The sequence below is a fragment of the Lysinibacillus sp. NPDC097162 genome (assembly GCF_044762185.1).
Lineage (GTDB): Bacteria > Bacillota > Bacilli > Bacillales_A > Planococcaceae > Lysinibacillus.
Window position 1 is genome coordinate 62,646 of record NZ_JBIWDT010000008.1, and the last position, 15,360, is coordinate 78,005.

Annotated in this window: 15 protein-coding genes; 2 read left to right on the forward strand and 13 right to left on the reverse strand. The window is 36.9% G+C overall.

Annotated features, from left to right (window positions below; translation table 11 throughout):
* Window positions 1-105 precede the first annotated feature (105 nt).
* The 7 genes from ACIQXW_RS21965 to ACIQXW_RS21995 form a co-directional block, all read right to left on the reverse strand.
* Window positions 106-1,038 carry an SGNH/GDSL hydrolase family protein gene (locus ACIQXW_RS21965; RefSeq protein ID WP_402765542.1) on the reverse strand — a complete coding sequence of 311 codons (933 nt, stop codon included), beginning with the start codon at window positions 1,036-1,038 and terminating at the stop codon, window positions 106-108.
* Window positions 1,039-1,070: 32 nt separating this feature from the next.
* The gene (locus tag ACIQXW_RS21970) at window positions 1,071-2,300 is read right to left on the reverse strand and encodes an aminopeptidase (RefSeq protein ID WP_402765545.1); all 1,230 of its coding nucleotides are present in this window, start codon (window positions 2,298-2,300) and stop codon (window positions 1,071-1,073) included.
* Between the two features lies 1 nt (window position 2,301).
* Entirely contained in the window at window positions 2,302-3,450 is a 1,149-nt protein-coding gene (locus ACIQXW_RS21975) for a DEAD/DEAH box helicase (RefSeq protein WP_340822296.1), read from the reverse strand.
* A gap of 147 nt (window positions 3,451-3,597) precedes the next feature.
* Window positions 3,598-4,299, reverse strand: coding sequence for a cysteate racemase (gene cuyB, locus ACIQXW_RS21980; protein ID WP_340822294.1), 702 nt, complete (start codon window positions 4,297-4,299; stop codon window positions 3,598-3,600).
* On the reverse strand, window positions 4,296-5,528 hold the full coding sequence (locus ACIQXW_RS21985) for a carboxylate--amine ligase (RefSeq protein ID WP_340822292.1): 1,233 nt from the start codon (window positions 5,526-5,528) through the stop codon (window positions 4,296-4,298). The genes cuyB and ACIQXW_RS21985 overlap by 4 nt, the downstream gene beginning before the upstream one ends.
* A 103-nt stretch (window positions 5,529-5,631) precedes the next feature.
* A complete protein-coding gene (locus ACIQXW_RS21990; RefSeq protein WP_401021852.1) occupies window positions 5,632-6,615 on the reverse strand; it encodes a C39 family peptidase in 984 nt (327 codons plus the stop codon).
* A gap of 146 nt (window positions 6,616-6,761) precedes the next feature.
* A complete protein-coding gene (locus tag ACIQXW_RS21995) occupies window positions 6,762-8,258 on the reverse strand; it encodes a class I adenylate-forming enzyme family protein (protein WP_402765656.1) in 1,497 nt (498 codons plus the stop codon).
* Window positions 8,259-8,640: 382 nt separating this feature from the next.
* Here ACIQXW_RS21995 and ACIQXW_RS22000 point away from each other — a divergent pair, with 382 nt between their 5' ends.
* Window positions 8,641-9,252 (forward strand): metallophosphoesterase family protein, encoded by a 612-nt coding sequence (locus ACIQXW_RS22000; protein WP_402765659.1) that lies wholly within the window; start codon window positions 8,641-8,643, stop codon window positions 9,250-9,252.
* 647 nt (window positions 9,253-9,899) lie between these two features.
* Here ACIQXW_RS22000 and ACIQXW_RS22005 read toward each other — a convergent pair.
* From ACIQXW_RS22005 to ACIQXW_RS22025, 5 genes are all read right to left on the reverse strand, one after another.
* A complete protein-coding gene (locus ACIQXW_RS22005) occupies window positions 9,900-10,478 on the reverse strand; it encodes a DUF305 domain-containing protein (protein WP_340822289.1) in 579 nt (192 codons plus the stop codon).
* A gap of 94 nt (window positions 10,479-10,572) precedes the next feature.
* Complete coding sequence (locus ACIQXW_RS22010) at window positions 10,573-10,755, reverse strand: cysteine-rich CWC family protein (protein ID WP_340822288.1); 183 nt, start codon at window positions 10,753-10,755, stop codon at window positions 10,573-10,575.
* 84 nt (window positions 10,756-10,839) lie between these two features.
* A complete protein-coding gene (locus tag ACIQXW_RS22015) occupies window positions 10,840-11,034 on the reverse strand; it encodes a gamma-type small acid-soluble spore protein (protein WP_402765662.1) in 195 nt (64 codons plus the stop codon).
* A gap of 25 nt (window positions 11,035-11,059) precedes the next feature.
* Complete coding sequence (locus tag ACIQXW_RS22020) at window positions 11,060-11,269, reverse strand: hypothetical protein (protein ID WP_340822287.1); 210 nt, start codon at window positions 11,267-11,269, stop codon at window positions 11,060-11,062.
* Window positions 11,270-11,542: 273 nt separating this feature from the next.
* Complete coding sequence (locus ACIQXW_RS22025; RefSeq protein ID WP_340822285.1) at window positions 11,543-13,015, reverse strand: helix-turn-helix domain-containing protein; 1,473 nt, start codon at window positions 13,013-13,015, stop codon at window positions 11,543-11,545.
* A gap of 406 nt (window positions 13,016-13,421) precedes the next feature.
* Here ACIQXW_RS22025 and ACIQXW_RS22030 point away from each other — a divergent pair, with 406 nt between their 5' ends.
* A complete protein-coding gene (locus ACIQXW_RS22030; protein WP_402765549.1) occupies window positions 13,422-13,757 on the forward strand; it encodes a hypothetical protein in 336 nt (111 codons plus the stop codon).
* A 184-nt stretch (window positions 13,758-13,941) separates the two neighbouring features.
* Here ACIQXW_RS22030 and ACIQXW_RS22035 read toward each other — a convergent pair.
* Window positions 13,942-15,360, reverse strand: a 1,419-nt coding sequence (locus tag ACIQXW_RS22035; protein WP_483869810.1) for a coiled-coil domain-containing protein, incomplete at its 5' end; no start/stop codon positions are given.

The following is a 15,360-nucleotide window of genomic DNA, read 5'->3' on the forward strand; positions in this document are numbered from 1 at the left end:
TACAATAAAAAAGTATGCTAAGTTACTTGAATTGTCCCTAATTAGGAAGCAGTTCATTTACTTAGCATACTTTTTTACTTTACAGCTTTTTGGATCTTTCATGTCCTAGATTCGTTGTAGTTGCAAGCGTTGATTGGCTCTGGCTTTTTCAATGAAAGTAGCATAGCCAATAAAGCCTTGAATGTTTCTGACGGTTGAAACTTTCTCCTGTTTTGCTTCTACTGACCTTTTCTTGGACTCTGCCTGTTTTTGTAATATTTCTTGAAATGTCATTGGATTAGGCTTTGGTAATTCTGATGTAGAGATTGCTAACATATCACTACCACTATAAGATTTTAAAAAGGCATTCGCCATTTGACGATAACCTTCAAAATTTGGATGGACATCCGCAATATTTGGCAAGAACTGTGTAGCTTGCAATCCGAAAGCATCATAGACATTAATGTAAGTCATCCCTGCCTGCTCAGCTTGTTGCTCTAAAATCGTATTTAACTTCATGAGCTGTGCATTCGTTCCCTCTTTTTGTGTTGCATGCACATTTGGATAGGCAAAATAATAACCCATGACGTACACTTTCGCATTGGGTGCACGTAATTTTAGCTCTGCCAACATCTCCGCTATATTTTTTCTGGCTATATTTAAAGCGTAGTCTACCTGAAGCTGTGAAAATGCTAACGTACCAGCCATTGGGTTGACCTGCACAAGACGCAGTAAATCATTGGCGCCTGCTGAAATCGTAATAAGTGTTGCGTTCGCTAACACCTCACTTGCTTCTTCTGATTTTACCCGCTCTAAAACGTCCGCTGTTGTGAAGCCTGGGAAAGCGAGTTCTTTTGTATAGTGACTCAGTTGTCCCATCTTCCCTAAACGCATCGCGATAAAATCACTATAGCCTGCATCAATTTCCTGATATGGTGTTTGACCAGCTGCTAATGAATCACCAAGTGCTACATAATTTTCAGCACGTGCAAAAGCAGATGAAACACCAAGTGTTAACGAAAGCACCGTTATACTTACTAGGCTCAATAGTCGTTTCATCTGCTCACCTCACATTTATTTACGTTAGTCTATTAAAAAGCCCAGCTACCTTTACGGAAAATTGGCTCCACAGTACCATCTGGTAAAATACCGTCAATATCCATTTCGCCGCTACCAATCATAAAGTCCTCATGTGTAACTGAAATATTCGCCCCTAACGCTTCAAGTTGACCATTTTCTAAATCTCTTCCACCTTCTAAACAAGTTGGATAAGCTTCGCCGATAGCTAAATGGTTTGAAGCATTCTCATCGAATAATGTATTGAAATATAATATTTCTGAAGCCGAGATTGGGGACTCATGCGGGACAAGTGCTACCTCTCCTAAATAACATGAGCCCTCATCGACTGCAATTAACTCTTGTAAAAGGTATTGCCCAACTTGCGCTTTCGCATCAACAATTTTTCCTTCTTCAAATGTAAGCTTAAAGCCATCAATAATATTGCCTTGGTAAACTAATGGCTTTGTATTACTAACATAGCCATTTACACCTTGCTTCATTGGCAACGTATAAACTTCTTCCGTCGGCATATTAGCGATGAAAATAGTATCATCAGGAGTTTTACTGCCACCTGTAAGCCATTTATGCTGAGGTGCTAATGCGATCGTTAAGTCAGTACCTGGTGCAGTATAATGAAGTTTTGCATACTTTTTATTGTTCAGTAATGCAGCTCGCGATTCTAAATTTGCAACATGTGTACGCCAGTTTTCAACAGCGTTCCCCTCACCAATATGCACCGTTTTAAAGATGGCTTCCCAAAGAGCTGGTACTTGTTTTTCAACTTCTAAATTCGGGAATACTTTTCCTGCCCACTTTTCTGAAGGTACTGCGACGATAGTCCATGCAATTAAATCCTTCATGACTGCATTACGGTAGTTTTTCAATGCTGCGCCTGATACCTTTTGATGTGTTGATAAACGGTCTGCTGGAATACCAGTTAATTTGTCTGGGTCAGCCGCATCTATCCATAATAATGCCCCTTTGCGTTCGATTAGCTCATCACGCATTTTAACAACCCATTCTGGAAAACGATTAAATTCCTCATCAGACGCATGCTCGAAATAAGCACGGTCCATTTCATCATCTGAAAAATTAACATGAACACGACCAGCTCCAGCTTTGTATGCCTCCTTCACCACTAGACGAGCAAAGTCTAAAGCTTCCACTGATGTATTCACTAATAAGTATTGCCCTTGTTGAATATTGACACCAACCTTAACCGCTAGTTCTGCATATGCCTGTAATTTTTCTTCAAATGTCATATTAGTTCCCTCGCTTTTGTCCAATTGTTTTTGAATTACCTTCTACGAGCTTTCCATCATGCCATACCTTCTGCACTGGTTTGCCTGGAATCTCACGTGTCCACTTTTTATACGTTTTTTCATCATGGTATGATAACAATGTTAGTACTTCACCATCTGCACCTGCACGACCTGTACGACCAGAGCGATGCAAATACTGTTCAATTGTACGTGGAACATCGACATGAATAACATGTGTTAAACCAGCAATATCTAAACCACGCGCCGCAATATCTGTGGCAATTAAAACACGCGCATCTCCTTTACGGAATGCATCTAAAGCTTTTTTACGTTCTTCCTTTTTCATGTCAGAATGTAATGTCACAATTGGTGCTGAACGATATTGTAGCTTCGTTTCTTTCATTAACAATTGATCGATATTATTGACGAAAGCAAGGGCACGTAAGCCTTCTGTATGTGATAGTCTACGGAGGAAGTCTGTTTTATCACGCTCTTCTACTTTCAAGAACGAATGCACGACTTTACCAAACTTCACCATATCCTCAGGTTTAATTTTAAAGCGTAATGGCTCAAACATCATACGGCTTGCGACTAATTCAATTTCTTCAGTAATTGTGGCAGAAACAACAACTACTTGGCGACCGAATGCTGACCCTTCGATAAATGATTTCACCACAACGCGATACTCGCGGCTTAGTAGCTGATCACATTCGTCTAAAATAACTGTTTCAATTTCTTTTAACTTTAATTTACCCGAACGCACTAATTCATTTAAGCGACCTGGTGTACCAACTACGATGGTTGGCTTTTTCTTTAACTTCTCAATTTGTCGTGCAGAGTTTGCACCACCAATAAGTTGTTGTACGGTAATATCAGTACCCGCTGTCCATTCACGAATGACCTCGACGATTTGCATTGCTAATTCTTGAGATGGCGCAACAATTAAACCTTGTGTTTGCTTTTTCGATCCATTTACTTTATTAAGTAAAGGCAACACATAAGCCAATGTTTTCCCTGAGCCTGTTGGTGATTCTGCTACAATATCCTTGCCTTCAAGCATTGCTGGAATCATTTCTTCTTGAATTTTCATCGGTTCTTCAAAGTTCCATTTTGCTTGTAATTCTTCTTTTAATAAATTTATTACTGACATGTTAATTCCCACCTTATTATCCTGCTTGACATTAGTTTAACACACTAGCTGTGCACAAGCATTTTCCTTCTATATATTGTGCAATACTCATTAATCTTTTAGACATGGATTAAAAAAGCTCACCTTTTACAACAGGTGAGCCAAATGTTACTCCACTAATTCATAGCCGCATGCTAAAATAGCACATTCAGCTAAAACGATTAATGAATCTATATATTTGTCACTTAATTTTAAGTCTCGATTGACGATTGATAACTCTGTACAGCCTAGTACGATACGATCACAATTCAAGGCTAGCATCGCTTCTTCGATAGGCAGCCAATCTTCTTGTGTGACATCCTTACCAGCTTTCACATAATCGTAAATAATCGCCATCACTTTTTCTTTCATTTGATCATCTGGTATTACTGGTGTAATGCCAAACTCCTCTAATGCATCTTGATACATGCGTGACGTTAACGTGCCCGTTGTCGCTAAAATACCAACCCGCTTTGCCCCTAAATCATTTGCTCGCTTTGCCGTTTCACGAATCATGTGTAGCACAGGAATTGGAGAGCCTTGTGCTATTTCATCATAAAAGGTATGTGCCGTATTACACGGAATGGCAATTAAATTTGCTCCAACAGAGGCTAGTTTTTTTGCATCCTCTATTAAAACTGGAACAGGGTTTTCTTTTGTTTTATCTAATATAAAAGCTGTTCGGTCAGGAATATTTGTATCATTATCAATAATGGTATGTACATGCTCCTGATCTTTTGTAGCCTTTGTACGTCTTACAATCATTTCGCCGATAAACATTGTTGCAAGTGGACCGACGCCACCAATTATACCTAAAGTTTGTTTTTTCATGAGTTAGACAGACCTTTGTTGTTAAAATATTTCTTATATTTGCGATAGAAGCTTAAATTATCAAGCGTTACATTCAGCCAACGCTTCGCATTCATATCTTTATAATTAAAAATAGAATCCGTTGCTAAACCTTGTCGAATCAAACTTTTAGCTTCAATTACAAGTTGTTCATTTAATACGTATTTAAATAATACACCATTAGGCACTATCGTCCAAAGGTGCTTGTTCTGCACATATGTTAGCTGCTGTTTACTTCCCCGAATAAAATCATCCGCTACATACTGCATTAAATTATAGCCGCTTGCTGTCACATAATAATTCGATAGTTCATTATGTAATTCCATACTCAATAATTTGTACAGTCCATCACGTTCATCATATTTCATATCAAATGTAGCAAAGCCTTGAAATTGTAGCGCCTCAAGAAACGTTTTAACACAATCCATTAGTTCCTTGTCATAAGTCGTCATAATGGCGACATAGCGTCCAATACCGTGCGGTGAATGCTCTTCTAAAATCGGGTTCCCTACAGATAGTAGCTTGACTTTGTGATCTTGTCCAACATAAGCATTTACAACACGCATATTGGCATCTTCACCTGGAATATATTGTTGCACCATTAAATCATCACGGTAGGCAGATTCCTTATATATTGCGTGAAAAATAGCATCTTTTTCATCTTCATTATGTGCAGTATATACCTTTTTCTTACCGGGGAAAATACAACTTGCGTACTTCGTCATATTCATAGGCTTAATGATAACAGGATATTCAAATGGCATCGTCAATTGCTCATAGTCATTTACCGTACAAACATGCATTGCAGGATAGTGGAAGCCATACGCTGCACAAAGCTGATACATACTTTCACGCTTTAATAGTTGATTGGCAAGTGGTTCATCGACATAGGGAATAACAAAAAAACTCGATAATTCATCTTTATGCTGCACAATTTTCTTTACATAAAATTCATCACAAGCTAACAGTAATAATTTCTTTTCTGAAAATTCCTCTGCGATAGCTTTTAAAGCAACAACAAAGCGTTCTTCAATATTCAATCTTGCTACTTCACGAAAAGTAAATAAATCACTTTGTTGAATTTTTTCCATATTCGTATGATTTAATGCAAGTGGTTTAACGCCATAGGACTCGTAAAATGCTCGCGCCATGCCGTAAGCATTCATTTCATCGCCCAATAAAACCGGTAAAAAAGCGTGCTCAATGGCCATTCTACTCAACTCACTTTAGCTTTTTTATTAGTGTAACATATTTTACTACAGTCAAAACTGCGCTCCAATAGCTTTCCTAGATATAAGAAGTTTGCAAAAATCCTTATTTATGAATCGCTACTGCTTGCATATTTAACTCCTGATAGCTCTTGAAAAATTCGTCTACATTGTATGAAACATTACCCTGTAATGGGTCCATGACGACTACTTGCTGATCTGAATGACCAGTTAATACTACGGCATGTAAGTTTAAGTACGCATCATGCTTCACCGTTTCACCTTCATAAATCCAGCCTTTATTCGCTGTTGTTTTAGGTGTCGATAAATCAAGCGTAACCCATACGACAACAGGAACTCCCTCTTCTACAAGGTCTAAAATCTCACTTTGAGATGCACCGCTCATATCCGTTACACGAAGGTTTGCCTGCTTATCTGCAATAGCGGCTTCCGCAGCTTTGACAATAGGCGCTGCAAAGACGTACATACCATTTGCCTTATCCCGTGGATTTCCTGCATACGCAAGCGCTGGGTTCGGCCCGTAGCGTTGACCGCCTGATGTATATATATTTTGTTTAGGCAAATAGTTATCCGCCATTTCAAGCTTTGTAACATCCATGCCGTAATAATTTAAAACAGCCGTTAGTGCCGTAATTTCACAACCTTGAGGAAGCTCTGGTTTCTGCATGATTACTGGAACAGCAAGCTCTTGTTCTGCTCTTGAAGAATGCGTTGGCAGTCGATAATACGGCTTTGTCACATCATACGTAAATTTTTCAATTGTCGTATAGCCATTATCATCCTTGCCACTTAGCGTTGTTGCCGTAATCGTATATTCTCTGCCCTCTACAAGGTTTGAAAAAGTAGCCTCGCCCTCTTCAGAGCCTACTGCTTCTTCAATTTTCTTACCGGTCTCCGTATCTGTCATTGTTATATAGAGACTCGGAATTGGTGCACCACTATTAAATTCTACCGTCAAAACAGTTAATTGATTCTTTGGTCGACTCTGCTGTGTTAATTGATTACAACCAGAAAGTAGCATGATAATCATAATACTAACTATTAAAAGGCGTTTATAATCACTCCACAAGACAAATTCCGCTCCTATCTCATTCGAAGAAATACATAATCTTCTATTCTATTTTTACAATTTGTCGTAGCTTTATTATACGCTAATTTAATAGGTGTTCATATTTTATCCTGCTACTTTTCAATGTATTGACAAAATCCTATACTTTAAGATGTTGCTATTTTAGGTCGAAGCGTATGTTTTAACACCTTTCCTGATGCATTACGTGGTAACTGTGCTAAAAATTCAATTTCAAAAGGCACTTTATATTTTGCAAGCTGTGAACGACAATAGGCTAAAATAGACTCTTCATCTAACAGCTTCCCTTCTTTTAATACAACAAACGCTTTTGGTACTTCACCATACACTTCATGTGGTAAGCCAACTACTGCTGCCTCTAAAATTTCTGGCAATTGATATAATACTTCCTCAATCTCAATTGGATAAATATTTTCCCCACCACGAATTATCATGTCCTTTTTACGATCGACTATATATAGGTAACCTTCTTCATCAAACCGCCCTAAATCCCCTGAATAAAGCCAACCATCTTGAATAGCTCGGGCTGTCTCTTCATCATTGCGCAAATAACCTTTCATTACCTGTGGTCCTCTAACGCAAATTTCTCCAACTTCGCCTGCTGGCACTGCTTCTCCATAGCTATCTACAACACGTACTTCTGTCTGTGCTAACGTTTTTCCGACTGAACCAATCTTCGACAATGCATCTGCATCTAAAAGAGAGGTAGCAGCAGGTGAATTTTCTGTTTGACCATATAAGTTTTGAACTTTTACATTCGGCAAAGCTTCTTTAACTTGCTTCACAAGTTCATATGGCATTGGTGCTGCACCATAACATAATAAACGTAAATTCATAAAGGAATGATCCTTAAATTCAGGCGTATTTAATATCATCGTATACATGGAAGGTACACCGAAGAAAATAGTGGCCTGTGTTTTTACAAGTTGTTCTAACGTATTCTTTGGTGAAAAGCTTTCCTCTATAATTACCGCACCGCCTTGAAAGAACATTGGCATCGCAAATACGTGGAGTCCTGCACAATGAAACAAAGGCGTACAAATAAACATGCTGTCCTCGTTTGTCATATTCATAGATGCTGACCAAATATCCGCTGTCGAAGCAATATTTTGATGCGTCAGCATTACCCCTTTTGGCTTCCCTGTTGTACCAGACGTATACATTACAACAGCCGTATCATCTGCTTGTAATTGTATAATCTTTCTTTGCCCTTTATAGTTTTCGATAACTTCTTTCATATCTTTTAATCCAATCACATGTTGAAATGAATACGGAACATCAGCTAGTACTTCTTCAATTCTCTCGTCATAAATGAGCCCTTTTGCTTCTGAATGGTTGACGATAAAATCAACCTCTCGTGCTGCAAGTTTTGTATTGATAGGCATCACAACATAACCTGCTAGTTGGATACCGATGTAAGCAATTAAAAACATATCGGAATTAAGTGTATATAGCGCAATGACATCATTTTTCTCATAGCCCTGCTCTTGTAAATAGGCTGCAAACTTTTCTGCACACTTATAAAACTCGCCATAAGTTACCTTTTCACCTTCATAAATCGTTGCAATCGCATCAGGTTGCTGTGTAGCGTATTTTTGTAAAATATCCGTCATAAATATCGTCATCATATACCCCCTCATTTTTAGTTGTTACTCAGCGAATCGATGTTTTCAAGCTAATCAAAAACTACGCTTAAATTTGTGACATCCGCAGACGCTTGCCCCACTACATTCAAAACATAGTTGACATTCATTTTCCACGTTAAGAAATGGAAAACTTCTGTTAAAGTAATTAAAAGCTTTAAAATAGAATTCCACTAACATTATTCAGAAAATTTAGACTACACAAACTATTTTATCAAGCAACTTATTTGTTAGCAATTTTTCCTCACATTCAAAATATGTAAGTAGTGTCACAAAATATTCTGATACATATTACTTTTCTATCAAATTCTGTTAGGTGTATGATACTTGTAAAATTATTTTGAAAATGAAAGGCATGATTATTATGCTGTATGCACTTTTAGGAGATTTACATTCTAATATTGATGATACAAAGGCAGTATTAGCTCATATACAAGAAACAGCAGAAGATGCTGCAATAATAGGATTAGGCGATTTATATGAATGTACAGTAAGTAAGAAAAAAGCAAAAACGATATCAGGCTTGCCTTTGCAAAAAGCCGCTATTATAGAGAATGATTTCGAAAAACTACTGACATTCCCGTCTATTCGAGGCAACCAAGAAGAACGGATTACACACGTTACAGGCATTGAGCGCTTTATTGCATTGCCCGAAACGATGGACATTGAAGGTGCCATGCTAATTCATGGACACCAGTTCCAGTGGAGTGTTTCATGGCAGCCTAAGTTTCCTTCAATTGAAAAGCAGATTCTTTTTTTCGGACATAGCCATGAATCAGGAATCTATCGCCAAAATAAAAAGCTGCCAATTCGTATTCATTTTGGTCAACCAATTGAGTTGCAAGCAAAACAATATCGCATCAATGTTGGTTCTGTAGTGGATCACCGTGAGTGGTGCCTCTACGATAGTGACAAGCGAACGGTCACTTTTATGTGCGCATCGTCCTGCGAAGCTAAGGATGCAGTTGGCATTTAAATTATCGTTACTTAGAAACCAACATAAGTTCTTTAATCACATTTAACTACTTAAACAATCAGATACTGCAACTAATAAGGCTCAGAACGCTGATGCTTTCCGCTTGCACAGAACGTAAGCCGCAACCCTCGCTAACGCGCGAAATGCCTGCGTCTTATGTTCTGTGCTGTCCCCCAGGAGTTACCGCCTCCGCTACGATTAACTAGTATCACCTAGTCGCCACGACCTACCTCGCTTTTAAGAGCAATCCTTTATTACAACTAAGCGTGCGACAAGTAGAACCTTCTTAAATATCAATCTTTTGCTACAGCTGTCTCTCATTTCTTTAATAGAAGCCTTTCATGTCCGCAAAGAGTGGTGACTCCAGTGATTTAAGCTTTTGCAGAAAGCTTAACAGGAGAGAAGTATTGTAATAGTAGATAATCCTAGTTGATTGGAGTGGAAGCCGCGATACATCTGCCGAAACAGCACGAGCAAGATCACGAAGAGTGGCGACTCCAGCGAAAAGCTTGAGCTGAAAGCCCCGCAGGAACGAGACCACTCGGAGCGAAATTCAAACACATTAATATTTTTAGATACACATTCATTTAATTCTATTATCAACAAAATAAAACGCTAAAATTGCGAACAATTTTAGCGTTTTATTGTTAACAATCACAATCTTGTAGCGCATCAAGTAATTTTTGCATTTCTTCAAGTTGACAACATAATGTTTGAATCATACATTGAAGAATTGGAATTAACTCTTGGCATATGCAGAATCGTTGAACGTTTTGTACTAATCGTACGCCTGCTTGATGATGGATAATCATATCTTGAAGATAATTTATATTGATACTATTAGAGGTTGGTGGCGAGCACAATGCTTGGAACATCGTTTCAGCAATTTCTTTAAATGCGCACATATATTCATATAATTCATATTCTGTATTTTGTACGATACAGCATCTGTTTTGTATTGCTTCTAGACTTTCGACTATTTCGGTATGAGTTTGTATAACTTCTAATGCAAAATTTTGAACAGGTATATTCGTTGTATATTGCAACACATTTTCTGACATTCTAATTGCCGCAATTTGATGTGGAATAATTTGTTTGATAAAGTTTTCCGATATGCTACACGTTATGGTTACATAGGTCATACCTTGCATCATCTTATTGATTATTCTTTTGTTTTCCTCTAAATATGCCTGGGTTACATTACTAAGTGGAATTGGTTTGGTCATTAGACACACTCCTTTCAGAGTAATGTATGCCCCGTAGGTTGTTGTGCGATAGACATTTGTACCACCGAATATCAAGATAATGAAACAGAAAAAGCTAGATGTTTTGATATGTATGTAAACAATTTTGGCAAATACACTTTTTAGGTTCGTTAGAGACTGCCCCTATTATACCTTCAGGAAATTTTTCGTTCATACACCAGCATGCATCTTGGCCTTCTGCTACACCACATTGATTTTCTTTCCCACATAAAGGACAACATTTTTCTTCATATTGCATGTAATTACACTCCTTTCTACGATGATTGTAATGTACAACAAAAGGAGTACGAAATACAGGTTAAATTTCGCACTCCCTAAACTATTACATATTACGCATTGATTGATTATTTTGCGCCTTCACTTCTTCACTATCTGTATCACTATACATTGCAGTACCATGCCCACCAGTTCTAGCTAGTAGCTCTTTTACTTCGTTATAGGAAAGCCCCGCTTCTGCGTTTTTCCGTTTTACATCATTAATATTCGTACCCGAAGCCGTAAGCTGTTCTTCATTCATATTAGGCAAGCAAATTCATTCCCTTCTATAATTCATCTGGCTGCATTTCAATCAATTCATCGCCTTCTCTTTTCACCCTTTTATTGAGCTCTTCAATTGGAATGATATCGACTGTTTGCATATCTTCGTGCAAGTCAAAAATACTAATGGTATCCGAATCAACCATATCGGGCTTATCTTTACTTGATAAGTTCATAAACATTCTTTTCTCAGGTGGCACATTTTCTTTATTCATATTGTCACACTCCTTTATCGTTAATGTGTGTAAACATACAAAGATTATGTGTCCTTCGTTTTATTAACTCGATAATATTTAGAAACTTGAAAAACGTGAACATTTCTTATTTTTAGCCATGTGTACTGTTTTCTTAAATAGTGCAGATTGAAAGCCATTATATTAAACAAAAATTAGGGGATAATTGTTCTTTTACATCTATCTTAAGATTGGGGTGGGAATTCTAAAAATTCACTAAGATATTTACAATGCATAAAGCATATCGAGATTACGCTAAAAAACTATTAGTTCAGTATATTTAGTCATTTTTTTATTTAAAAGTTCGTTTATTTTATATTCAAGTTTGCTCTTATCGGCGTTACTTAATAAAGGGGAAATAGTCAAGCTTTCAACGCCTTTGAAAAGACTATTGTTATTTTCCATATTTATTAACAAATCATACTCTTGATAAAATATATTTTTTTTGAAAGCGTATAGGTTCAATGAGTATGTTTGTATATTTGTACCGTATTTAAACGTTAAGTATTCTGTTATACTTTCTTGTTCAATTTCAGATTCCGTTATAATAGCTATTGATACAGTTTGAATCTTTTTTATTCTAAGTTGACTGATTGAAAGAAAGTAGTACAGCGCAAATATATCAATCTCTTTAATTTCAGGAAGAAAATTATATTGCTTAAATAACTTTAAAGCTGCTTCTTTTACTAAAAAATAAAAAGGATGATCTTTACAAATATTTATGTAACCGCTTAACTCATTTAACCTATTACTAGTTCCTAAACGTAAATCAATATAGTAGAGTTCAGTATATCTGCTTAACCCTTCAACGAGTCTTATATCAGAAGAGAAATCAAAATAAAAATTTTCGGATATATATTCTAAAAAATTAAAAATCATACTATAACGCAAATTAGTTTCTTTTAAAGAATAAATTTCACCTATTGTGAGCTTTCTCTTTCGTATTAAATAGTTATATAAATTCGTTGCATAATAAATAACCTCACATTGTTTAGTGTTTTTGTCCATATAATTAGGAAAAAATGATTGCAGCTTTTTCGTTATGTTTATATAAAGAGAATTTTCTTCAGTAGGGAAATTTTCATATTGTATATACCTTGAAAGTCGACTCCTAATATGCAAAATTTCCATGGAAATTGATAATTTCCGTAGACCTTGCGGTGTCAAATTGAAACTATTTAAAATACAAATTTCGTCTATTTTCTCCACAAAAAGTTCCTTATTAAAAAATCTTATTTCTGATAAAGAACGAGATAAATAAAAATCATAAAATTGTTGCATCAAATTTCTAATATTTTTTTCATCACCTTGAATCGTTAGCACTGGAGCAGTAACTAATTTTAGTTTATATTCTTGCAGCCATTCTTTTATAACTTTAAATTTACGGTATACTGTGGATTTGCTCATATTTAAAATATTGGTTATTTCATTTACAGAATTTATATTTTTCTCGAAAAGTAATGTTATTATTTTTAAAAATATATTATTTTTATATAGCATTTTCAGTGTATCGTCTATAAGTGAAGGAGAAACTATATCCAAATGGACTTCCCCAGATTTTATAAAAAAACTTGTGTTACTTAGTGTCTCCATTAAAAAATGTAGTTCTTTTTCTATAGTTGATCGTCCAACTTGTAAATGTTCTGCCAACTCATCAATCTTTGCTTTTCCACTTTTACAATAAAGGTAAATCAGTATTTTTTCTGGGCGATCTAAAAATCTTTCCATAAAAAATCAGCTCCTTTTTATTTCATCAATATACTAAAATTCAAACTAAATACCTAAAATACATTCTAAAAAAACATAAAAACAAAGCCATTATCGACTTTGTCTTTATATCAAGCGTTTCGGAACTTATTCAACTATCATCGTAGCTGTTGTTATGAAATCCAATATGTATGATTTTCTGTGTTGTCGTGCTGTTTAAGGAGACACTAACGGAAGTTTTAGTCTTATATGAGATACAAGGTATCAAAACTTTATGATTTTGATACCTTGCATTCTGAAATCCCTGTATAAAGAGATTCTCTAATATAGAATCATCCTCATGTGCTTTACGAAACTGTAGGAGAGCAAGTTTACAATAGGCATGTCTAGACAATGAGATATATAGCAACATGGAATCGGCAACTGTTTGTTTAGCGTTAAATCAGTAATTGATACTTCCGCGGCTGCAAAAATGTCCACTCTGTTTGCGACTGATAACGTTGTTGTGCGAGCAACCGGTTCCTGTGTATCGACACCTGTTTTAGTTGCAATGGTAGATACATCTGTCGCTGACCTAGCAACTGATTTGGATGAATCGGTGCGGGATTCCATAATTGAGTCAACAGTTGTGTCAATAGATGATTTTGCTTTAATAACAAGTAGTTTTGTTGGGACAGCAACAAATTCTGTTGGTTTGGTTGCTGCTGATTTTGTTGTTTTGTCGGCAACTGGTTCGCTCCATATAGAGCAGATAACCGTTTGATTCGTAATCGATTATATGAAATCAATTGAGTTACCACCTTTGTCTATTCCTTTCTTGTCTCACGTATAAAAATTAGCTTATTCCTTAATGACTTACAGGTTTTTTTAAAATATTGTTATTCCCATTGTCAGATCTATAGCTTGGATCGACACGCCATAAAAAAGGAATTTAGTTACGAATTATATTAGTCGTTTTGATGAGTTAGCAACTCGTTTTGTTGCGCTAGTAATTCGTTTTGTTGCGCTTGTAACTCATTCTGTTGCGCTAGTAACTCGTTTTGTTGTGCTAATAACTCGTTTTGTTGCGCTTGTAACTCGTTCTGTTGAGCTAGCAACTCATTTTGTTGTGCTAAAAGCTGAATCCATTTATCCAGTAGCTCGTTCTGCTCTGCGTCAGGAGCTGGTTCTGTTGGCTCTGTTGGCTCTGTTGGCTCTGTTGGCTCTGTTGGCTCTGTTGGCTCTGTTGGCTCAGTTGGTTCCGTTGGCTCTGTTGGTTCTGTTGGCTCTGTTGGCTCTGTTGGCTCTGTTGGTTCCGTTGGTTCTGTTGGTTCTGTTGGTTCCGTTGGCTCTGTTGGCTCTGTTGGTTCTGTTGGCTCTGTTGGTTCTGTTGGTTCTGTTGGTTCTGTTGGCTCTGTTGGCTCTGTTGGCTCAGTTGGCTCTGTTGGCTCAGTTGGCTCTGTTGGTTCTGTTGGCTCTGTTGGCTCTGTTGGCTCTGTTGGCTCTGTTGGCTCTGTTGGTTCTGTTGGTTCTGTTGGTTCTTCCCATTTAGCAAAGATTTCCGTTTTACTAGTAATTGGCTGTGTACTAAAATCAAATCTTTTTCCTTCTTTATCTACCCATTCGATAAATGTCTTGCCCTCACTTGTTGGTATAGATGGCTCTTTTACGTTGTCTCCTGATAGAACAAGCGAAGTCGCTAATATTTCGCTCATCTCGCTATTTCCATAAAATGTGACCGAATTATAGTTTAACGTAGGAACAGTAGCGATACGACCATTTCTATGGATCGTAATGCTCCCTGCTGGCTTAAGCGTTTTATGAATATTTGCAGCTTGAACTGAATCTGTTAAATCATAATCTGTCAAATCGTAAATATAATATGTTCCCACATCATTCACTAAAAATTTTCTTGGTAATGTTCTTGTATAATATATTTTATCGTCTTTCGTACTAACTAAGCGAAGTGTTCTGCCATCCCATTGATCAGTTACTTTTTCCCCATCTATTCTCATTGCAATGTTATAGCCTGCTATTAAAACATATACCACACGTTTAGCATTTTTAGGCGGTGTCACTGACGTTGTTTCATTCACTTTTGGTTCTGTTGGGACTGTCACAGTTTCATCCACTTTTGGTTCTGTTGGAACTGTCATTGTTTCATCCACTTTTGGTTCTGTCGGGACTGTCATTGTTTCGTCCACTTTTGGTTCTGTTGGGACTGTCACTGTTTCATCCACTTTTGGTTCTGTTGGGACTGTCATTGTTTCATCCACTTTTGGTTCTGTCGGGACTGTCATTGTTTCGTCCACTTTTGGTTCTGTTGGGACTGTCACGGTTTCATCCACTTTTGGTTCTGTTGGGACTGTCATTGTTTCGTCCACTTT